Source organism: Streptomyces siamensis (genome assembly GCF_039543605.1).
Taxonomy (GTDB): Bacteria; Actinomycetota; Actinomycetes; order Streptomycetales; family Streptomycetaceae; genus Streptomyces; species Streptomyces siamensis.
In genome coordinates, this window is the sequence record NZ_BAABKB010000016.1 from 428,157 (window position 1) to 447,296 (window position 19,140).

The window sequence follows — 19,140 nt, forward strand, 5'->3', positions numbered from 1 at the left end:
CACCACCGGTACGACACGGGCCGCCGCACCCGTCGGTCGCGCGGCGGCGCGATGGAGGTCCGCGATGCCCAGTGCTCTCCGGCTCCTGCCCGCCCTCTCCCCCGCCCATCGCGAACAGCTGATGGGGGTGGCCCGCGAGGTGTCGTTCCCCGCGGACGGGCGGATCTTCGAGGCAGGGGGAACCGCCGACCGTTTCTGGGTGGTCCGCTCCGGAACGGTCTCCCTCTTCCAGCAGGTCATCGCGGGCAGACGGATCTCGGTCGCGACCCTGGGCCCCGGTGACCTGCTCGGCTGGTCGTGGCTCTTCCCGCCGCACACCTGGGACTTCGGTGCCGAGGCCTTCAGCCCCGTACGCGCCTACGAGTTCGACGCGGCGGACGTGCGGGCCCTGTGCGACGCGGACCCGACGCTGGAGCTGTCGCTGACCCGGACGATCGGCGCCATCCTGGCCCACCGGCTGGAGACGACCCGCGCGGCGCTCATCGAGCACTACGCGCGCCACGGCGGCGGCCACTGAGCGTGGCCCGGGCGGGCACACGGTCCGGACGGGCCCGGCCCGGCCCGGCTGGGATAGGAATCTCGTATGAACGACACCCTGAGCACCTCGGACCCGACCGCCTCTCCCGGCACCCCGGCCCCCGCCCAGGGCCCGGACACGCTGGACGCCCCGGCCCCCTTCGAGCTCCTCCCCGGAGCGGCCCACTCACCCGTGCTCCTGCACGTCCCGCACTCCTCACGGCGCGTACCGCCACGGGTGCGCGAGGGCATCGTGCTCGACGACGAGGCCCTCGAGCGCGAGCTGGACCACATCACGGACGCGCACACCGCGGAACTGGCCGCCGCCGCGGCCGAGTCGGCGCAGCTGACGCCGTGGCGGTTCGTCAACCGGCTCAGCCGTCTGGTCGTCGACCCGGAGCGCTTTCCGGACGAGCGGGAGGAGATGCTGGCCGTCGGGATGGGCGCGGTCTACACCCGCACCACGCACCGGGCGCCGCTGCGCCGCGCGGACGTCGATCCGCGGCCGCTGATCGAGCGCTGCTTCCACCCGTACGCGCGGGCGATGACGGCGGCGGTGGCCGACCGGCTGGCCGCCACCGGACGCGCGGTGATCATCGACGTCCACTCGTACCCGACCGCCCGACTGCCGTACGAGCTGCACGGCGACGGCCCGCGCCCGCCGGTGTGTCTGGGCACCGACGCCTTCCACACGCCGCCGGAGCTGGTGGCCCTGGCGGAGAAGGCGTTCGCGGGCCTGGGCGGCGTGGGCGTGGACAGCCCGTTCTCGGGCGCCTATGTGCCGCTGCGCCACTACGAGCGGGAGCCCGACGTCGCCGCGCTGATGGTGGAGATCCGGCGGGACGTGTACATGAGCGAACCGGGAGGCCCGGCAGGCCCTGGGTTCGCCCGCGTCGCCTCGGCGCTGACGGCGCTCGTGGACGCCGTGGGGCGGTAGCCGGGGAGCCGCCCGCCCCTGGGGCCGGCGTGAGCGAACGCCTGGTCACGGATGGGGGAGGCACGGGATATGCCGGTCGCTGCCCGCTCCGTCTTCCGTCGCCTGGATCATTCGTAGATGCTGGGGCCGGAACAGTGTTCGACCGTGAGGTGAGGGCAGCCCAGCGATGGCTTTCCAGATCAGCGCCACCAATCCGGAGCACCCCGCGCTCCTGCTCGAACTGCCCTGGCAGCTCCCTCTGGAGGAGTGGCCCGAGCATCTCCTGGTGCCCCTGCCCCGCGGCATCTCCCGGCACGTCGTGCGCTACGCGCGCGCCGGCGACGAGGTGGTGGCCGTCAAGGAGCTCGCCGAGCGGCCGGCCGTGCGCGAGTACGGGCTGCTGCTCAGCCTGGACCGGCTCACGATCCCGGCGGTCGACCCGCTGGCCGTCGTCACGGGCCGCACCGACGCGGCGGGCGATCCCTTGGAGTCCGTGCTGATCACCCGGCACCTCGGCGGCTCGATGCCGTACCGGTCCATGTTCGAGACGACGATGCGGCCCGCGACCATGCACCGTCTGATGGACGCCCTCGCCGTGCTGCTGGTGCGGCTGCACCTGGCCGGATTCGCCTGGGGCGACTGCTCGCTGTCGAACACGCTGTTCCGGCGCGACGCCGGTGCGTACGCGGCGTACCTGGTGGACGCCGAGACCGGGGAGCTCCATCCGCAGCTCAGCGACGGGCAGCGGGAGTACGACCTCGATCTCGCCCGGGTCAACATCAGCGGTGAGCTGCTGGACCTGGAGGCGGCCGGGGCGCTGCACCCGTCGGTGGACCCGATCGAGTTCGGCATGGAGATCTGTGCCCGCTACCGGGGCCTGTGGCAGGAGCTGACCCGTACCTCCGTGTACCCGGCGGGCAAGCACCACTACATCGACCGGCGCATCCGCCGCCTGAACGACCTCGGGTTCGACGTCGCGGAGATGCAGATCGCGAGCTCCGGCAACGGCGACACCGTCACCTTCGTGCCCAAGGTCGTCGACGCGGGCCACCATCAGCGCCAACTGCTGCGGCTGACCGGCCTCGACACCGAGGAGAACCAGGCGCGCCGGCTCCTGAACGACCTGGAGAGCTGGATGGCCACCCAGGACGACTACGCCCCCGGTGACCCCCTCGCGGCCCGGCCCGAAGTGCTCGCCCACCGCTGGGTGAGGGACGTGTTCCGGCCGACCGTGCGGGCCGTCCCGCCGGAGCTGCGCGGCTCCATGGACCCGGCCGAGATCTACCACCAGCTCCTCGAACACCGCTGGTTCCTGTCCGAGCGCGCACAGCACGACATCGGCCTGGACACCGCCGTCGAGGACTACGTCACGAACATCCTGCCCAAGGTCCGCGAGGGGCTTCCGACGCAGGCGGACACCGCGCAGTCCGGCCGCGCCCTGCCGGTTCCTGAGCAAAGGTGACCGATCGTACATACGATTGGGCGTGTATCGGCCACCGGCACCCCCTGGGGCGTCCGCGCGGCCGGAGGCATGGAACCTGCTCGGGGTGGGAGACGCATGGCACAGGCCGCCAGTCCAGCGCGGACCGTCATTATGACCGTCGATGACGATCCCGGGGTGTCGCGCGCCGTCGCCCGCGACCTGCGGCGCCGCTACGGCGAGACGCACCGTATCGTGCGCGCCGAGTCCGGGGACGCGGGTCTCGACGCGCTGCGGGAGCTCAAGCTGCGCGGCGACCAGGTGGCGGTGATCCTCGCCGACTACCGGATGCCGCAGATGAACGGGATCGAGTTCCTGGAACAGGCGCTCGACGTGTATCCCGGCGCACGCCGGGTGCTGCTGACCGCGTACGCCGACACGAACGCGGCGATCGACGCGATCAACGTGATCGATCTGGACCACTACCTGCTCAAGCCCTGGGACCCACCGGAGGAGAAGCTCTACCCGGTCCTCGACGACCTGCTCGACGCCTGGCGGGCCAGTGACTACCGCCCCGTGCCGACCTGCAAGGTGGTCGGACACCGGTGGTCGGCGCGCACCTCCGGGGTCCGCGAGTTCCTCGCCCGCAACCAGGTGCCGTACCGCTGGTACTCGTCCGACACGCCGGAAGGGCAGCGGCTGCTGAGCGCGGCCGGGCAGGAAGGGGACCGCCTGCCGCTCGTGATCACACCGGACGGCACGCCGCTGGTGGAGCCGGAGGACCCGGATCTCGCGGCACAGGTCGGGCTGGCCACGACACCGACCGCGGAGTTCTACGACCTCGTCGTCATCGGCGGCGGCCCGGCCGGGCTCGGCGCCGCCGTGTACGGCGCGTCCGAGGGGCTGCGGACGGTCCTCGTGGAGCGTTCGGCGACCGGCGGTCAGGCGGGGCAGAGCTCCCGGATCGAGAACTACCTCGGCTTCCCCGACGGCGTGTCCGGCGCACAGCTCACCGACCGGGCGCGGCGGCAGGCGACGAAGTTCGGCGCGGAGATCCTCACCGCGCGCGAGGTGACCGCACTGGAGGTCACCGGGGCGTCGCGCACCATCCGGTTCTCGGACGGCTCCGCGATCTCCGCGCACTCGGTGATCCTCGCCACCGGTGTGTCCTACCGGCAGCTGGAGGCGCCCGGCCTCGACGACCTGACGGGCTGCGGTGTCTTCTACGGTTCCGCGCTGACCGAGGCGGCCGCCTGCCAGGGCCACGACGTGTACATCGTGGGCGGCGCGAACTCGGCCGGCCAGGCCGCGATGTACCTGGCACGGGGCGCGAAGTCCGTGACGATCCTGGTGCGCGGCGACTCGCTGTCCGCGTCGATGTCGCACTACCTGATCCAGCAGATCGACGAAGCACCCAACATCAGCGTGCGCACCGGCACGGTCGTCGAGGCGGCGCACGGCTCGGACCACCTGGAGCAGCTCACGCTGCGTGACGTGACGAGCGGGCACACCGAACTCGTCGACGCCCAGTGGATGTTCGTGTTCATCGGCGCGGCCCCGCTCACCGACTGGCTGGAAGGGACCGTGCTCAGGGACGGCCGCGGCTTCATCATGGCCGGCCCGGACATGACGCCCGACGGGCAGCCGCCGCGGGGCTGGGAGCTGGACCGGCCGCCGTACCACCTGGAGACCAATGTGCCCGGCGTGTTCGTCGCGGGAGACGCCCGCGCCGAGTCCGCGAAGCGGGTCGCGTCCGCCGTCGGAGAGGGAGCCATGGCCGTCATGCTCGTCCACCGTTATCTGGAGCAGTCGTGAGCGGGCGGCCGCTGCCGTGCGACGCGGCGGAGCTGGGCACGCTCTTCCTGTTCGAGAAGCTGAGCCCGGAGCAGCTGGACCGGCTGTGCCGGGAGGGCCGGGTCGAGGAGTTCGAGCCCGGCGACGTCTACCGCGAGGGCGAGCCCGCCACCTGCTTCTTCGTGCTCCTCGAAGGCACCCTGGTGATGTCGCGCCGGGTCGGCGGCGACGACGTGGAGATCAACCGCAGTTCCCAGCGGGGGGCGTACTCCGGGGCCATGCAGGCCTATCTGACCGGCGGGGAACAGGCCCGGTACAAGGGCTCCGTCCGCGTCACGGAGCCGTCGCGGTTCTTCGTGCTGCCCGCGGAGACGTTCGCCGCGGTCCTGCGGGACTGGTTCCCGATGGCCGTCCATCTGCTGGAGGGGATGTTCTTCGGCACGCAGAACACCCAGCGGACCATCAACCAGCGAGAGCGGCTGCTGGCGCTCGGCTCACTGTCCGCCGGCCTCACGCACGAGCTCAACAACCCTGCCGCGGCGGCCGTGCGGGCCACCTCGGCGCTGCGGGACCGGGTCGCGCACATGCGGCACAAGCTCGGCGTCATCGCCGCCGGGCCCTATCAGCGCGACGCGCTGAAGACGCTCGTCGAGATCCAGGAGCGGACGGCCGAGCGGGTCGCCAAGGCGCCGTCCCTGAGCCCGCTGGAGGCCTCCGACCGGGAGGACGCGCTCACCGACTGGCTCGACGACCACGGCCTCACGGGCGGCTGGCAGATCGCCCCGACGTTCGTGCAGGGCGGCCTCGACGTCGACTGGCTGGAGCAGATCGCCGCGGCCGTCGACGAGGAGATCCTTCCCGGCGCCATCGGGTGGCTCAACTACACCGTCGAGACAGAGCTGTTGATGAACGAGATCGCGGACTCCACCACCCGCATCTCGCACCTCGTCGACGCGGCCAAGCAGTACTCGCAGCTCGACCGGGCGCCCTACCAGGTCGCGGATGTGCACGAACTGCTCGACAGCACGCTGATGATGCTGTCCGGGAAGATGGGTTCCGGCATCAAGGTCGTCAAGGAGTACGACCGCGGCGCGCCCAGGGTCCCGTCCTATCCCGGCGAGTTGAACCAGGTGTGGACCAACCTCATCGACAACGCCGTCTCGGCGATGGACGGCGAGGGCACGCTGACGGTGCGCACCGCGCACGACGCGGACCAGTTGCTCGTCGAGTTCGGCGACACCGGGCCCGGGGTGCCGGCGGAGATCCGTGACCGCATCTTCGACCCGTTCTTCACCACCAAGCCGGTGGGTGAGGGTACCGGGCTCGGCCTGGACATCTCGTGGCGGATCGTCGTGAACAAGCACCACGGGAGCCTTCAGGTGCAGTCCGTGCCCGGCGACACCCGCTTCCAGGTACGACTGCCGCTGACGGCACCGGACACCCCACAGGAGTCACCATGACCACGCCGAACGGAATCGACCCGTCCGTCCCGCCGAGCGGCACCGGCTGCGGCGACTGCGACGCCGTGGGCGGATGGTGGTTCCATCTGCGGCGCTGTGCCCAGTGCGGCCACATCGGCTGCTGTGACGACTCCCCGTCCAAGCACGCCACCGCGCACGCGCAGAGCACCGGGCACCCCGTCATCCGCAGCTTCGAGCCGGGCGAGGACTGGTTCTGGAACTACGACACGTCGGAGCTGTTCGACTCGGGGCCCGACCTCGCTCCCCCGGTGTGCCACCCGGCGGACCAGCCGACGCCCGGACCCGCCGGACGCGTTCCCGCGAACTGGGCCGAGACGCTGCGCTGAGTCGGCGGTCTGCCGCGTGCCCCGGCCGAGCCGGGGCACGCGGCACGCCGGAACCTGTCGCGCCTCAGAGGACCGAGGCGCCGTACATCTCGCCGAGCGGTTCGGCGAGCAGTTCGACGCGCACCCCGTCGGGGTCACGGAAGTAGATCGAGGTGCTGCTCTCCTCGGCGTACTCGACCCCGGCGGCGTCCAGCCGCTCGCGCAGCTGTCGCCAGGTGGCGGGATCGACCGAGATCGCCAGGTGGTGGAGTCCGCCGAGCACCTCCTGGTACGGGCCGAGATCGAGACCGGGGAAGTCGAAGAAGGCCAGCAGATTGCCGTGGCCGAGGTCGAAGAAGAAGTGCGTGGAGCCCTTGTAGTCGCGGTTCTCGATCATCTCCGTGAGGGGGAAGCCGAGAACGCCCTGGTAGAACCGGACCGTCCGCTCGACGTCCGAGGAGAGCAGCGCGACGTGGTGCACGCCCCGGGCCGAGCTGGCGGGCCTGTCCTCCTGCAGATGCGCGTCCCTGATCCGTCGGCGTTCCGCCTCGATCGCTGCCAGGTCCACCGCACTCATCGGAAACTCCTCACACGGGAAGTGACGACGACTTGTTGGGGAATTCAACCACTTTGCGGCCACTCTAGACCTCCCGCCGGCCCTCCCCGTCAAGAACGCGCCGCGGAGGCGTTCCGACGACTCCGTCCGGATGCGGGCCGCGGCGCACGGGACGATCCTGGAAACATGTCCGGACGGGCTCCTTTGATCGTGCACCCGGCCTTGGGTACCAGCGGCCGCCAGGTGACCGCGCGGGGCGAGAATCTGGGCGTGGCCTTCTCGGACGAGGACCTCATGGAACTGCTCGGCAGGGCCGGCCTGCCCGACGCGGAGGACGTCCTCGACGACCCGTCGTGGGTGCAGTGGCGCGGGGGCCAGGCCCACTACTACGGGGCCGCGTAGCAATTCGGCACCGCGAGGCGGCGGGGAAGCGCGCCATGACCGGCCGCGCACCGCCGGAACCGGCGTGTCGCTGCGGCGCGGGTACGGCCGACGGGGTGGTCGCGTTGCTCCGAACGGGGGGCATGCTCACCCGACCCGGTGGGTGGTGCCACCGTCGCGTACCACCGGCGTGTACACGCGCGTTGCCCCCACATGGACAGCACTCACACAGCCCTGCGGCCCGTCCCCACCGGTGGGCGCACGGCCCGCCCGTACGCCGAGGCGATCGACGACCAGCGCGGCCATCCGCCGATCTACGCCCAGCTCGTCGCGGAATGGCGGGCCGAGGGCCGGGGGGTTCCGGAGCGCCGTGCGATCCGTCAGGTGGTGTGGGCCTCCTTCGCCGCACCCGTCCCGGAGAAGGACGAGGTGGAGTCCGTGGCCGCAGCGACCCCCGTGCCCGCCGTGCCCGTTCCCCGGGGTCTGCCCGGCTGGTGACCCCAGGGGGTGTCGTTCGGGTCGGGCCGGATCAGGTCGCGGCGTCCGGTGCGGTGCAACGCACGGCGGAGCCTCACCCGCGTACCGGGCGTACTCGGGTGGGACGACGACGCGGCGAGGTGCCGTGCCGGGCGCCGCGGCCCGGCCCGGCCCGGACGACACCTCCTAGTCCTGGCCGAGGGGCTCCAGTACGGCGAGCGTTCCGTTGGCCTGACGCAGCGCCAGCTCCAGCGGGACGGCGAGGTGCAGCGCGCCGGTCCCGTCCGGGGGGATGATCCACTCCAGCGGTCCCGCGGACCTGTACGGCGGTGGCACGGCGATCCACGAGCCGCGGCCGAGGTGGCGCAGCCCGTCCCCCACCCAGTGGCTGGCCGGATCGGGCGGCAGGAAGAAGCCGACCCGGCGGGCCGCGGAGTCCACCAGGGTGGGCCCCGGGACCCGTAACGGTTCGCACCACAGGATGTCCAGGGCGAGCAGCCCCAGTGGTTCCGGCACGCTGACCACGTCCCAGAAACGCCCGGCCTCCAGCAGCACGCCGCCGTTGCCCTGGTCCCACTCTCGCTTGCAGGCCCGGGGATCCGTGGCCGCAGCGGCGAGCCACTCCACACTCTGCATCCACATCGCGTTCGTCATGGACCACCCCCGGGACGTGCCGCCGCACTCGCAGAGCGCGGCGGACCAACATGACCTGGCGGCCCGCGGTCGCCCATCAGGCCCTCGGCATATGCATGTTGGTAGATATTTCTACCTGGCGGAAGGGGTGGCGCGGCCTGGCGTTTTCCGCCGGGCCGTCAGGGCGTGGTCACGGGGGCACGCAGCGACCGCAGCCGGCCGCCGCCCAGCGGGGTGGCGTGCCACCGCACGGTGAAGGTCCGTTCGGGAAGCGAACAGGTCAACGTCAGACGGTGTGGGGTCTCCAGGAACAGCACGTCGGCCACGAGGGTGTTCCGGTCGGCCCATCCCCCGCTCACCGCGGTGGGGACCCGGCCGGGCTCGACCCGCCAGCCGTCGGCACCGAGCCGCAGTCCGAGCGGCTTGTCCCCCTCGGACAGCGTGAGGCACCAGTCGGCCCCGTCGCGCTCGACGGTGACGGTGGTCAGGCTCCACTGGGCCGCGCAGGTGCCGCCCGCCGGGGCGAACACCGTCCCCGCCCAGGCGTCCCGCTCCGGGGGTTCCGGATGCGCCTTCACCGGCGGCAGGGCGAGCCGCGCGAGGCGTCGCGCCAGCCCGTCGTCCTGCCCGCCCGCAAGCGGGGCGGGGCCGAAGGCGGGCAGCAGGTGCCGCCACATCAGGTTGAGCAGGTCCTGCATCTGCTCGGTCGCCGCGGTCGTCGCGATCACCACGTCGTGCTCGGGCAGGACGACACAGAACTGTCCGAACGCCCCGTCCCCGCGGTAGCCGTGCCGGGACCGCCAGAACTGGAACCCGTATCCCTGCTGCCAGTCGGACTGCGCTCCCTCGGCCGTACCGTCCGCGTTCGAGACGTGCGCGCGGGTGGCTTCGGCGATCCACGAGGCCGGGAGCAGCCGCCGCCCCTCCCAGACGCCGTCCTGCAGGTACAGCTGGCCGAGCCGGGCGATCGCGTCGGTCGTGGCGTGCAGGCCGCTGAAGCCGAGGTCACGGCCCGCGGGGTGCTGCTGCCAGGCGACCTCGCCGATGCCGAGCGGGTCGAACAGCCGGGGCCGCAGGTATTCGGTCAGCGTCCGGCCGCTCACCCGCTGCACGATCGCGGCGAGCGTGTAGGTGGCGGGCTGGTTGTAGGCGAAGACGGTGCCGGGGTCGCGGTCCGGCGGGATGCGCAGGAATCCGCGGACGATCTCCTGTCGGTCGTGCCGCACCGCCTCGTCATGGGTCTCGGCCAGGTGGCCGCTGGCCATGGCCGCGACATGGCGCACCAGCATGGCCCGGCTGCGCGGGTCGGTGATGTCCGCCTCGAACTCGGGGAAGTACGAGACGACCGGGTCGTCGAGGTTCAACAACCCTTCGGCGACGGCGAATCCAGCGGCGGTGGACGTGAAGCTCTTGCTGACCGAGTAGAGCAGGTGGAGGCGATCGGGCGTGAACGGCGCCCACCAGCCGGAGGCGACGACGTGGCCGTGGCGCAGGATCATCAGGCCGTGCGGCTCGATGTCCGGGGCGGCCTCGACGGCGTCGAGGAACGCGTGGATGCCCGCCGGGTCGACTCCCTGTTCGGCGGGCGTGCTGACAGGCAGTGGACGGGCGCTCATACGGGCGGCCTCCGGTCTCGGGACGGTGGGCTGGGTCCAGCCGCGGGAACCGCGACATGATGAAGCAGTACCGCGTGCATGCCACATCTTTCCGGGGCGGACTCACACCTGTCCATGGCGGGCGAGGATCCCGCCGCCCGCACCGCGAGCGCCGCGGAGGATCCCCTCGCCGGCAGCACAGGCCCCGCCGACACTCCCGTCACCCGCACCACAGACCCTGCCCACACTCCCGTCACCGGCACCGCAGACCCTGCCCGCACTCCCGTCACCGGCACCGCAGACCCTGCCGACACTCCCGTCACCCACACCACAGACCTCGCCGACGCTCGCGGGGCCCGCACGGCGAGCCCCGCTGGCGATCCCCTCACCCCCAGGCAGGTGAGGCCGCACACATGGTCGTGTCAACTCGGTCCACCGCCAAGGGGGATGACGACGCTTGACGGGCCACCGTCATAATGCTGGGGTGATTCCCCCCTCCCCCACATCCGTACAGAGCGTCCCGGTCGTCATCATCGGCGCGGGACCGGCCGGACTCACCCTCGGCAACATCCTGCGCGCCGCCTCGGTCGACTGCGTGGTCCTGGAGACCGAGAGCCGTGAGTTCATCGAACAGCGGCCCCGGGCCGGCTTCATCGAGGAGTGGGCGGTCCGCGCCCTCCAGGAGAGAGGGCTCGCCGAGCGGCTCGTGCAGCGGGCACAGGCCCAGGGCGAGTGCGAGTTCCGCGTCGACGGCGAGCGCCACCGGTTCCGGTACGCCGAGCTGACCGGCGACCGCCACTTCGTGTACCCGCAGCCCCTGCTGGTGACCGACCTGGTGCGCGAGTACGCCGACGTGCGGGGCGGCGACATCCGCTTCGGCGTGCGGGACGTGGCCCTGCACGGCCTCGACGGCGACCGGCCCTCGGTGCTCTACACGGACCCGGAGACGGGCGAACGCCGGCGCGTCGACTGCGAGTTCGTCGCCGGCTGCGACGGCGCACGCGGGGTGACCCGAACGAGTGTGCCGCAGGAGCACGGATCGCTCGCCCGGTACGACTACGGCGTCGGGTGGCTGGCGCTGCTCGCCGAAGCGCCGCCGTCCTCCGACTGCGTCGTCTTCGGCATCCACCCGAACGGCTTCGCCGCGCACATGGCCCGCAGCCCCGAGGTGACCCGCTACTACCTGGAGGTCCGGCCCGGCGAGGATCCGGAGAACTGGCCGGACGCACGGGTGTGGTCGGAGCTCAGGACCCGGCTGTCGGTGGCGGGCGCGCCGGCGCTCACCGAGGGCCGGCTCATCGAGAAGCGGGTGCTGGACATGCACAGCTATGTCGTGGAACCCATGACGTACGGCCGGCTGTTCCTGGCGGGCGACGCCGCGCACCTGGTGGCGCCGATCGCCGCGAAGGGCATGAACCTGGCGCTGCACGACGCCCTGCTCCTGGCGGACGCTTTCGTCGCCCACTGCACGGCGGGCGACGACAGCGGGCTGAACGCGTACTCGGGTGCGAGCCTGCGACGTGTCTGGGAGTACCAGGAATTCTCGCAGTGGCTCGCGGAGTTGCTGCACGGGCCGTCGTCCGGCGACGCCTACCGGGCCGGGTCCGCGGGCGCGCGGCTGAGGCGGATCCTGGGCTCGCCCGCCGCCGCGACCACCTTCGCGAACTCCTACATCGGCAAGGGCGTGGCACGGTGAACCGGCGTGCGACGGTGGCCTGAACTCTTCGCACGCGCGGACGGCAGCAGCGGTCCGCGGAAGAAACCGGGCTCCGAAGCCGCCCACCGTTGAACACTCCATGTCATACCCGCCGTACTTCCGGGAAAGCGACAGCCCGGTGTGCAGCGAGGGATGACGATGGTCGAGGTGCAGGACTCCACGGGCGACTTGGTGGCCGGACGGTACCGGCTGATCGAAGTCGCCCACGGGGAGGAGGGCCGCGTCGGCTGGCACGGCCAGGACGTCGAGTTCCGACGGCCGGTCACCCTGACCCGGTCGCGGCTGCCGGAACACCGGCGCGAGGAGGCGGAGCACCTCACCGCCCGTCGCATCCTGCGCGAGTCCGAACTGCTGGCGACGATCTGTCCGGGCCGGGTTGCCACGGTCCTCGACGTGTTCGAGGAGGACGACTGCGTGTGGACGGTCACCGAGCGCACCGAGGGCACCGTGCTGTCCGAGCTGCTCGGACACGGGCCCGTGAACTACGTCCGGGCGGCCCGCATCGGCCTGAACCTCCTCGACGTCCTCACGGCCGCCCACCGGGAGGGTGTGACGCACGGGGATCTCAGCCCCGGGCAGGTGTGCCTGCACGAGCGCGGCACCGTCACGCTCAGCGGTTTCGGGCTGATGGGCGCCACCGGCTCGCCGCGTGTCACGGCACCGGCGTACGCCTCTCCGGAGCAGGCCCGTGGTGAGGGCACCGGGCCGGCCGCGGACCTGTGGGCCCTGGGCGCGATCATGTACGCGCTGGTCGAGGGGCGGCCCGCGATCCGGGACCGGGGACGGCTCGACGCCACGCTCCGCGCGGTGGACCGGCTCCCGATCAGGGCCCCGCTCAGTGCCGGCCCGCTCGGACCTGCCATCCAGGGGCTGCTGCGCAGGGATCCGCTGGAGCGGGTTCCCGAGCCGGTCGTACGCGAGTCCTTGACCCGCGTCCTCAAGGACGAGGGCGTCGACACGACGACACAGTCGGTCCCGCCGCACGTCTTCTTCAGCCCACCGGGTCCGCCCCGCAGCGGTGCGGGGTGGACCGTACGCGGCCGGCGGGTGAGCCGGCCGGTCCTGCTGGGCGGGGCGCTCGCCGTGACCGTCGTCTGCTTCGCCGCGCTGACCGCGGCGGGCGCTCTGCCGGGCGGCGACACGTCGGCATCCGGTGCCGGTCCCTCCCGATCCGCGTCCGGCAACCCGTCGGGGACACCCACGGGACGCTCCTCGCTCCCCGGCCGGCCGGCCTCGCCGTCCCCGTCCGCCACCGCCGGCGGGAGGACACCGGCCGGCTTCGCCACGTACCGGGCGCCGCAGGGGTTCGCCGTCGATCTTCCCGAGGGCTGGAAGCCGCGCGGCACCGAGAAGTCCACCGACGGGTCCTACCGGGTCACCTTCGGAGCGAGCGGGGACCCGCGCACCCTGGCCGTCACCTACAGCACGCGTCTGGGTCCCGATCCCGTCGCGGTGTGGAGCGCGCTGGAGCCTTCGCTGCGCGGCGACTCCAGCGGCTACGCCCGGGTGGGTGACATCCGGGCCGTGGACTACCGCGGCCGAAAGGGCGCGGACATGGAGTGGCTCTCGGAGTCCGAAGGCGTCCGCGAGCGCACGTTCGGCCGGGGCTTCCTCCTCGGCGGGCGCATGGGCTTCTCCCTGAGGTGGACGACTCCCGCGGACGACTGGGAGAGCAAAGCCAACCGGCGGGCGCTGGAGGTGTTCCTCCAGTCCTTCCGGCCGACTTCGCCGTGACCCGGGTCCTCCGGCACGCTCCCGGTACGTGGGCCCCTGCCGGGACTCCTCGGACGCAGGCCCCGACCGGGACTCCTCGGACGCAGGCCCTGAACGAGGAGTCCCGGCCGCGGCCCACGTCCGAGGTGCGTCAACGCGGCTTGGACGTACGTGGATCGGGTCGTCGCTGCGACAGCCACAGCGCGACCTCCTCCGCGATGGGCTGACCGCTCTCCAGCTCGACGAAGCCGAACTGACCGCCCTGGTTGCACTCCAGGAACCACCAGACGCCGTCCTCGTCCTCGGCGAAGTCGAAGGCCGCGTAGGCGAGTCCGGTGAAGGCCAGGTAGTCGTGGACCGACCGGGCGATGCGCTCGGGCACCGCGGTGGTCTCCCAGGTGTGTCCGGTCTCGCCGAACCGCCCGTCGACCTGCCCCGGCACCGCCGCCTTGCGGGCGGCGAACAGCCGGGTGCCCACACCGGTCAACCGGATGTCGGCACGCTTGGGGATGTATTGCTGCAACAACGCCGGTCCCGCGGCGACTCCGGTGAAGTCCGCTCCGGGCCCGACGAGGGTGGTCGGCAGCGCCACCGGCGGCTCGCCCGGAGGCGGGCCCGACGCGGACTTCACCACCACGTCCCGGTACTCCTCGACGAACTGCTTCGCCACCTTGGGTGCCGTCGTGATGATGGTGGCCGGCACCGCGAAGCCACTGCTGTGGGCGACCCGGAGCTGCCAGGGCTTGTGCCGGGCCTGCTCGGCCCGGCGAGGGTGGTTCATCCACCGGGTCGAGGCGGAGTAGAGCATGCCGAACAGAGCCTGCCGCGTCTCCGCGGTGAGCCACGCCGAGGGTTCGGGCGCGTGCGCCGCCGGCTCGCCCGGCCTGCGCACCCACACCGATCGCAGGCCGCCCATGCTGAGCACGTGGCCGTTGACCGACAGATAGCCGTCGAAGTCGCCGTGGGCGTAGTCGGCCGACAGCACCGCCTTGCCGGGCACGTCGGCGGGGTCGAGGCGCACCATCGGCACGCCCCGTTCGTGCAGTCTGGCCACCACCATGTCGGCGGTGACGTCCTGCTCTGCCGTGAGAATGAGGACCGTCATGCGCGCGGGCGGCCGTCAGTCGTCGAAGTGAGTCTGTGAACCGGCCGTGGACGTGGTGGTTCCGGTGGCCATGAGGAGCGCGCGGTCGCTGACGGCGGGTCGGCCGTCGGGCAGGACGTTCAACTGCAGGGACACGTCGAAGTGGTAGGGGGGCACTGCGGCCGACTGCCCTGTGGGCAAGGCGTAGTTGAGGGTGAACGGTCGCACGAAAGATCCTCCCGCCGTTTCACAATGCTCGACGCCCACCCGTACGTGTCATGACCGTAAGGAATTCATCACTTTCTGCCACATCGGGGTGAAGGCCATCACATCGCGTCGTTTCCGGCTTGCTCGTTTCCGTTTTGCTGGGTTTGCCGCTTGCTTGTCACTCGGGGGTCCGCCCTGATCCGGTCCGCGCGTGCGCTTCTCACACCCAAACCTTCGGCCAAAGCTTCATCCTCAGTGACATGAACGCAGCACCCTCCCTGAACAGTTCCCGCTTCCGGGAACTTTTCTTGAGTCCGGAAAATCAGCCGTCCATCGACATGTCCCGCTGTGTGAGCGGGAGTTGGCGCACCGTCACACTGTCTCGTGCCGGTACGAGTTCATCCGGGCGACGAGGGCCCGCGGGTTGTCGGGGCCGAAGCAGAGCGCGAGGTTCGCCGCCGACTCGTGGGCCGCGGACTCGGAGCGCGGGAAGAGTTCCGCCTCGTACGCGGCCAGCGCCCTCTCGACGTCGCCGGGGTGGGCGGCGAGGGCGCGGGCGAGTTCGGCGCCGTCGAGCATGGCGAGGTTGGCGCCCTCGCCCGCGAACGGGGACATCAGATGCGCGGCGTCGCCGAGCAGAGTGACACCGGGCACCCTTTCCCAGCGGTGACCGACGGGCAACGCGTGGATCGGCCGCGGGACGAGCGCGCCGTCCGCGTCCGCGATCAGTGCCCGCAGGCGGTCGTCCCAGCCGTCGAAGTGCTCCAGCAGACCCTTCCTGGCCGCGGCGGGTTCCGCGAAGTCGAGGGCACCGGAGGCGGCCCAGCCGGCGGGCGCCCTCAGGGCCGCGTAGACGTGGAGCGAGCCGTCGGGATCGCGGTGGCCGAGGAAACCCTTCTCGTCGCCGAGCGCGAAGAGCATGCCGCCTCCGACGACGGCGGCGCTCGCCGGGTGCCGGACGTCGGCGTCGAGGAGGTGCAGTTCGACGAACGAGACCCCCGCGTACTCGGGGACGGCGCCCGAGAGCAGGGGGCGCACCTTCGACCACGCGCCGTCGGCGCCGACCAGCAGGTCGGCGGTGAACGACTCGCCGTCGGCCAGCGTCACTTCGTGGCGGCCGTCGTCGAGCGTGCGGGCACCGGTGACTTTGGCGCCCCAGCGCACGGTGCCGTCCGGCAGGGAGCCGAGCAGCAGGTCGCGCAGGACACCCCGGGAGACCTCGGGCCGCTCGCCCTGCGCACCGTCGTCCTCCATGTGGACGGTGGCGTGCTTGTCGAGGATGCGCATCGCCTCGCCGCCGGCGTGCACGGCCGTGAGGAACTCCTCGTGGAGACCCGCGAACCGCAGTGCGGCCTGTCCGGATTCCTCGTGCATGTCCAGCATCCCGCCCTGTGTGCGGGCGGTGGGCGAGGCGTCGAGATCGAAGACGGCGGCGGCGATGCCGTGCAGGTGCAGGACGCGGGCGAGCGTGAGGCCGCCGAGACCGGCGCCGATCACGGCTATGGGGTGATGACGAAGTGCGGACATGACAAGGCTCCTTGTGTGGGGTGACCGTCGGAACGAGGCGACGGTGAGACATGACGAAGGGCGACGACGGCCGGGGGCCGCACGGTCAGGGCGTGTCCGGCGTCCCGGGCCTGGGCGTGTGCAGGACGCCGTTGATCAGGACCTGGAAGCCCCAGTCCAGGCGGGCCTCGCCGGGTCCGGAGAGCAACTCGGTGCCGAGCGCGGCGACATGGGGGTGCCGCTCCCCCGAGGCGCCACGCAGCGCCGCGGCGAGCGCCGCCCATTCGCCTTCCGCGTCCGCGGGGTCCTTCTCCCCCGCGGCGTGCTCGGCCGCGGTCGAGGTCGCGAACTGGAGCAGCAGATCGACCGCCCACGCGGCCCGCTCGCCGGGAACTCCGCCCTCGCCGAGCAGGGCGAGCAGAGCGTCCAGCAGATCGAGGTAGCGCTCACCGGACGGGCGGGCCACCAGTGCCGAGCGGGCCAGGCCCGGGTGCTCGAACAGTACGTTCGTGTAGGAGGTGAGCACGCGCACGAGCCGGTCCCGCCAGTCGCCGCTCGCGCCCACGGGGGTCAGGTCGACGGCGCCGAGCAGGTCGTCGAGAACCGCCGCGTGCAGCTCGGCGGTGTTGCGCACGTAGACGTAGAGCGAGGCCGGTCCGGTGTCGAGCTCCTGCGCCAGGCGACGCATGGTGACGCGCTGGAGGCCTTCGGCCCGCATCAGCGCGACGGCGGTCCCGATGATCCCGTCCCGGGTGAGGGCCGGTTTCGCCGGGCGCTCGCGACGGCTGGGGCGGGGGCTGTTCTGTTCTGTCACTCCTCCAAGGTAACGAACATGTTCGTTGCGAACAAGTACGTGACGAACATGTTCGCTCCGCGCGGCCGCGCCGCGTTCCCGAGGGTCGGCAGCGGCCGGCGTCGGCGCTCCGCTGCACAGATCCGGGCTGAGTAGCCGTACTCATGCCCCCGCCTCCGCACCCGACCACCATGGGGCCACCCGGAACCCAAGGAGCCCACGCATGCCCGGTTCTCTTCTCGCCCTGCCCGCCCGCCTGCCGGAATCCGGCGAACGCGTGCCGCGCGGCACGCTCCCCGCCGTGCTCGTCGCGGTCGTCGTGGCCGGCCTGGCCCTCTCCGGCCTGCGTCCGCACGACCCGACGACCTGGCTGCTGGAGACCGTGTGGGTGCTGGTCGGACTGCCGCTGGTGGTACTGACCCGGCGCCGGTTCCCGCTGACGAACCTGTTGTACTGCCTGCTCGCGGCGCACGCGCTGGTGCTCGCCGTGGGAGGCCACTACACCTACGCGCAGGTGCCGTTGGGCGACTGGGTCCGGGACACGCTCGAACTCGACCGCAACCCGTACGACCGGTTCGGGCACTTCATGCAGGGCTTCGTGCCGGCCGTCCTGGTGCGGGAGCTGCTCAGCCGGACGTCACCGCTGCGCGGCAGTCGCTGGCTGGCGCCGCTGACCGTGTGCGCCTGTCTCGCCTTCAGCGCGGTCTTCGAGATGTTCGAGTGGGCGGCGGCCGTGATCGGCGGGCACGCGGCCGACGACTTCCTGGCCACCCAGGGCGATGTGTGGGACACCCAGTGGGACATGTTCTGCGCCCTGATCGGCGCCACCGTCTCGGTCCTGGTGCTGAGCCGGCTGCACGACCGCGGGCTCACCGCCCTCGCGAAGCCGCGGGGGCGGTGAGGGAGACGGGGAGGCCGGCTCGCCGCCCTCAAGCCGTGCACACGGCAAGTGCGACCGGGCGGACGGCGGACCGTCGGTGCGGCCTACTTCGCGAGGGGCTGGGTGAACCGCAGGAGGTTCCCGGCGGGGTCGCGGAACGCGCAGTCGCGGACGCCGTAGAACTGGTCCATCGGCTCCTGCAGCACCTCGCCGCCCGCGGCGCTGATCCGCTCGAAGGTGGCGTCGCAGTCGTCCGTCGCGAAGATGACGCCGCGCAGCAGACCCTTCGCCATCAGCTCGGCCATGGCCTGCTTGTCGGCCGGTGAGGCGTTCGGGTCGGCGACGGGCGGTTCCAGGACGATGTTCACGTCCGGCTGTGCGGGAGCCCCGACGGTCACCCAGCGCATCCCCTCGTACCCGACGTCGTTGCGCACCTCCAGGCCGAGCACGTCGCGGTAGAAGGCGATCGCCCTGTCGTGGTCGTCGACGGCGATGAAGCATTGGGAGAGCCTGATATCCATGGCGCTCACGCTACGGCCGGGCGGCGGGGCTCGCTTCTCCGTTCCTGACGGGCCTCGTATGGATCTTGACCATGCACGCCGGGATGGGGGCCGCGTGATCGTGGCTGCGGCCGCGGTAGGCGCTCGGGCTCTCGCCGACCAGCTGGGTGAAGCGCGAGCTGAACGACCCCAGCGAGGTACCGCCGACCGCGAAGCAGACCTCCGTCACCGTGAGGTCGCCGCGCCGCAGCAGCGCCTTGGCCCGCTCGATGCGGCGGGTCATCAGGTAGCTGTACGGCGTCTCGCCGAAGGCGGCGCGGAAGCTGCGGGAGAAGTGGCCCGACGACATCAGGGCGTCGCGTGCGAGCGCCGGGACGTCGAGCGGCTCGGCATAGTCGCGGTCCATCCGGTCGCGCGCCCTCCGCAGCCGGACGAGGTCGTCGAGATCCTGCCGTTTCACCCGATGAGTGTGCCACAGCGCCCGGGACGGACGACGGGGCGATACGGACCGCGGAGCGGGCGTACGGGAGCAGCCGGCCGGACCGGTCAGGAATGGAGAAGCCCCGGTCACAGTGCTGCGGCTAGCGTGATCGCCGTGGCCGTCGCGCACCTCGACGAGGTCTTCCGGCGGGTCCCGGCCACCGGCCGGATCCGACGAGGAGCCGA

The 19,140-nt window shown here is 72.0% G+C and carries 20 protein-coding genes; 11 read left to right on the plus strand and 9 right to left on the minus strand.

Features of this window, described 5'->3' with window-relative positions; translation table 11 throughout:
• The first annotated feature begins 64 nt into the window (after window positions 1–64).
• From ABEB03_RS22495 to ABEB03_RS22520, 6 genes are all read left to right on the plus strand, one after another.
• Window positions 65–517, plus strand: coding sequence for a Crp/Fnr family transcriptional regulator (locus ABEB03_RS22495; RefSeq protein ID WP_345652146.1), 453 nt, complete (start codon window positions 65–67; stop codon window positions 515–517).
• A gap of 66 nt (window positions 518–583) precedes the next feature.
• Window positions 584–1,453 carry an N-formylglutamate amidohydrolase gene (locus ABEB03_RS22500; protein ID WP_345652149.1) on the plus strand — a complete coding sequence of 290 codons (870 nt, stop codon included), beginning with the start codon at window positions 584–586 and terminating at the stop codon, window positions 1,451–1,453.
• 166 nt (window positions 1,454–1,619) lie between these two features.
• Window positions 1,620–2,894: a DUF4032 domain-containing protein gene (locus ABEB03_RS22505; protein WP_345652152.1), complete on the plus strand. Its 1,275-nt coding sequence runs from the start codon at window positions 1,620–1,622 to the stop codon at window positions 2,892–2,894.
• A 96-nt stretch (window positions 2,895–2,990) separates the two neighbouring features.
• Window positions 2,991–4,667 (plus strand): NAD(P)/FAD-dependent oxidoreductase, encoded by a 1,677-nt coding sequence (locus ABEB03_RS22510; protein ID WP_345652155.1) that lies wholly within the window; start codon window positions 2,991–2,993, stop codon window positions 4,665–4,667.
• Window positions 4,664–6,106: an ATP-binding protein gene (locus ABEB03_RS22515; RefSeq protein WP_345652159.1), complete on the plus strand. Its 1,443-nt coding sequence runs from the start codon at window positions 4,664–4,666 to the stop codon at window positions 6,104–6,106. Before ABEB03_RS22510 ends, ABEB03_RS22515 begins: the two co-directional genes overlap by 4 nt.
• A complete protein-coding gene (locus ABEB03_RS22520; protein ID WP_345652163.1) occupies window positions 6,103–6,453 on the plus strand; it encodes a UBP-type zinc finger domain-containing protein in 351 nt (116 codons plus the stop codon). Before ABEB03_RS22515 ends, ABEB03_RS22520 begins: the two co-directional genes overlap by 4 nt.
• A gap of 64 nt (window positions 6,454–6,517) precedes the next feature.
• On the opposite strand, the gene ABEB03_RS22525 is transcribed toward ABEB03_RS22520, so the two are convergent.
• Window positions 6,518–7,009 (minus strand): VOC family protein, encoded by a 492-nt coding sequence (locus ABEB03_RS22525; RefSeq protein ID WP_345652166.1) that lies wholly within the window; start codon window positions 7,007–7,009, stop codon window positions 6,518–6,520.
• A gap of 165 nt (window positions 7,010–7,174) precedes the next feature.
• Here ABEB03_RS22525 and ABEB03_RS22530 point away from each other — a divergent pair, with 165 nt between their 5' ends.
• Together ABEB03_RS22530 and ABEB03_RS22535 are read left to right on the plus strand one after the other, a co-directional pair.
• Window positions 7,175–7,390 carry a hypothetical protein gene (locus ABEB03_RS22530; protein WP_028804144.1) on the plus strand — a complete coding sequence of 72 codons (216 nt, stop codon included), beginning with the start codon at window positions 7,175–7,177 and terminating at the stop codon, window positions 7,388–7,390.
• A 192-nt stretch (window positions 7,391–7,582) separates the two neighbouring features.
• Window positions 7,583–7,867, plus strand: coding sequence for a hypothetical protein (locus ABEB03_RS22535; RefSeq protein WP_345652171.1), 285 nt, complete (start codon window positions 7,583–7,585; stop codon window positions 7,865–7,867).
• Between the two features lie 165 nt (window positions 7,868–8,032).
• Here the strand turns inward: ABEB03_RS22535 and ABEB03_RS22540 are convergent, their stop codons facing one another.
• Window positions 8,033–8,500, minus strand: coding sequence for a hypothetical protein (locus tag ABEB03_RS22540; RefSeq protein WP_345652174.1), 468 nt, complete (start codon window positions 8,498–8,500; stop codon window positions 8,033–8,035).
• 158 nt (window positions 8,501–8,658) lie between these two features.
• Window positions 8,659–10,095 carry a serine hydrolase domain-containing protein gene (locus tag ABEB03_RS22545; protein ID WP_345652177.1) on the minus strand — a complete coding sequence of 479 codons (1,437 nt, stop codon included), beginning with the start codon at window positions 10,093–10,095 and terminating at the stop codon, window positions 8,659–8,661.
• Between the two features lie 463 nt (window positions 10,096–10,558).
• On the opposite strand from ABEB03_RS22545, the gene ABEB03_RS22550 reads away from it, so the two are divergent.
• Together ABEB03_RS22550 and ABEB03_RS22555 are read left to right on the plus strand one after the other, a co-directional pair.
• Window positions 10,559–11,770 (plus strand): 4-hydroxybenzoate 3-monooxygenase, encoded by a 1,212-nt coding sequence (locus ABEB03_RS22550; RefSeq protein ID WP_345652180.1) that lies wholly within the window; start codon window positions 10,559–10,561, stop codon window positions 11,768–11,770.
• 153 nt (window positions 11,771–11,923) lie between these two features.
• A complete protein-coding gene (locus tag ABEB03_RS22555; RefSeq protein WP_345652183.1) occupies window positions 11,924–13,525 on the plus strand; it encodes a serine/threonine protein kinase in 1,602 nt (533 codons plus the stop codon).
• A 130-nt stretch (window positions 13,526–13,655) separates the two neighbouring features.
• Here ABEB03_RS22555 and tgmB read toward each other — a convergent pair whose 3' ends face one another.
• From tgmB to ABEB03_RS22575, 4 genes are all read right to left on the minus strand, one after another.
• Window positions 13,656–14,609, minus strand: a complete 954-nt coding sequence (gene tgmB / locus ABEB03_RS22560) for an ATP-grasp ribosomal peptide maturase (protein ID WP_345652186.1) — start codon at window positions 14,607–14,609, stop codon at window positions 13,656–13,658.
• A 15-nt stretch (window positions 14,610–14,624) separates the two neighbouring features.
• Complete coding sequence (gene tgmA, locus ABEB03_RS22565; RefSeq protein ID WP_028804150.1) at window positions 14,625–14,816, minus strand: putative ATP-grasp-modified RiPP; 192 nt, start codon at window positions 14,814–14,816, stop codon at window positions 14,625–14,627.
• Window positions 14,817–15,167: 351 nt separating this feature from the next.
• A complete protein-coding gene (locus ABEB03_RS22570) occupies window positions 15,168–16,322 on the minus strand; it encodes an FAD-dependent oxidoreductase (protein WP_345652197.1) in 1,155 nt (384 codons plus the stop codon).
• Window positions 16,323–16,407: 85 nt separating this feature from the next.
• Window positions 16,408–17,115 carry a TetR/AcrR family transcriptional regulator gene (locus tag ABEB03_RS22575; RefSeq protein WP_345652201.1) on the minus strand — a complete coding sequence of 236 codons (708 nt, stop codon included), beginning with the start codon at window positions 17,113–17,115 and terminating at the stop codon, window positions 16,408–16,410.
• Between the two features lie 202 nt (window positions 17,116–17,317).
• On the opposite strand from ABEB03_RS22575, the gene ABEB03_RS22580 reads away from it, so the two are divergent.
• A complete protein-coding gene (locus ABEB03_RS22580) occupies window positions 17,318–17,995 on the plus strand; it encodes a DUF2238 domain-containing protein (protein ID WP_345652204.1) in 678 nt (225 codons plus the stop codon).
• 83 nt (window positions 17,996–18,078) lie between these two features.
• Here the strand turns inward: ABEB03_RS22580 and ABEB03_RS22585 are convergent, their stop codons facing one another.
• Both ABEB03_RS22585 and ABEB03_RS22590 read right to left on the minus strand, forming a co-directional pair.
• The gene (locus ABEB03_RS22585) at window positions 18,079–18,495 is read right to left on the minus strand and encodes a VOC family protein (RefSeq protein ID WP_345652207.1); all 417 of its coding nucleotides are present in this window, start codon (window positions 18,493–18,495) and stop codon (window positions 18,079–18,081) included.
• A gap of 10 nt (window positions 18,496–18,505) precedes the next feature.
• Entirely contained in the window at window positions 18,506–18,880 is a 375-nt protein-coding gene (locus tag ABEB03_RS22590) for a helix-turn-helix transcriptional regulator (protein ID WP_345652696.1), read from the minus strand.
• Window positions 18,881–19,140 lie beyond the last annotated feature (260 nt).

Bases quoted from the DNA above. Each gene is read 5' to 3' on its own strand.
- ABEB03_RS22495 (WP_345652146.1), top strand. From the start codon at position 65: ATGCCCAGTGCTCTCCGGCTCCTGCCCGCCCTCTCCCCCGCCCATCGC.
- ABEB03_RS22500 (WP_345652149.1), top strand. From the start codon at position 584: ATGAACGACACCCTGAGCACCTCGGACCCGACCGCCTCTCCCGGCACC.
- ABEB03_RS22505 (WP_345652152.1), top strand. From the start codon at position 1,620: ATGGCTTTCCAGATCAGCGCCACCAATCCGGAGCACCCCGCGCTCCTG.
- ABEB03_RS22510 (WP_345652155.1), top strand. From the start codon at position 2,991: ATGGCACAGGCCGCCAGTCCAGCGCGGACCGTCATTATGACCGTCGAT.
- ABEB03_RS22520 (WP_345652163.1), top strand. From the start codon at position 6,103: ATGACCACGCCGAACGGAATCGACCCGTCCGTCCCGCCGAGCGGCACC.
- ABEB03_RS22525 (WP_345652166.1), bottom strand. From the start codon at position 7,009: ATGAGTGCGGTGGACCTGGCAGCGATCGAGGCGGAACGCCGACGGATC.
- ABEB03_RS22530 (WP_028804144.1), top strand. From the start codon at position 7,175: ATGTCCGGACGGGCTCCTTTGATCGTGCACCCGGCCTTGGGTACCAGC.
- ABEB03_RS22535 (WP_345652171.1), top strand. From the start codon at position 7,583: ATGGACAGCACTCACACAGCCCTGCGGCCCGTCCCCACCGGTGGGCGC.
- ABEB03_RS22540 (WP_345652174.1), bottom strand. From the start codon at position 8,500: ATGACGAACGCGATGTGGATGCAGAGTGTGGAGTGGCTCGCCGCTGCG.
- ABEB03_RS22545 (WP_345652177.1), bottom strand. From the start codon at position 10,095: ATGAGCGCCCGTCCACTGCCTGTCAGCACGCCCGCCGAACAGGGAGTC.
- ABEB03_RS22555 (WP_345652183.1), top strand. From the start codon at position 11,924: ATGACGATGGTCGAGGTGCAGGACTCCACGGGCGACTTGGTGGCCGGA.
- tgmB (WP_345652186.1), bottom strand. From the start codon at position 14,609: ATGACGGTCCTCATTCTCACGGCAGAGCAGGACGTCACCGCCGACATG.
- ABEB03_RS22570 (WP_345652197.1), bottom strand. From the start codon at position 16,322: ATGTCCGCACTTCGTCATCACCCCATAGCCGTGATCGGCGCCGGTCTC.
- ABEB03_RS22580 (WP_345652204.1), top strand. From the start codon at position 17,318: ATGCCCGGTTCTCTTCTCGCCCTGCCCGCCCGCCTGCCGGAATCCGGC.
- ABEB03_RS22585 (WP_345652207.1), bottom strand. From the start codon at position 18,495: ATGGATATCAGGCTCTCCCAATGCTTCATCGCCGTCGACGACCACGAC.
- ABEB03_RS22590 (WP_345652696.1), bottom strand. From the start codon at position 18,880: ATGGACCGCGACTATGCCGAGCCGCTCGACGTCCCGGCGCTCGCACGC.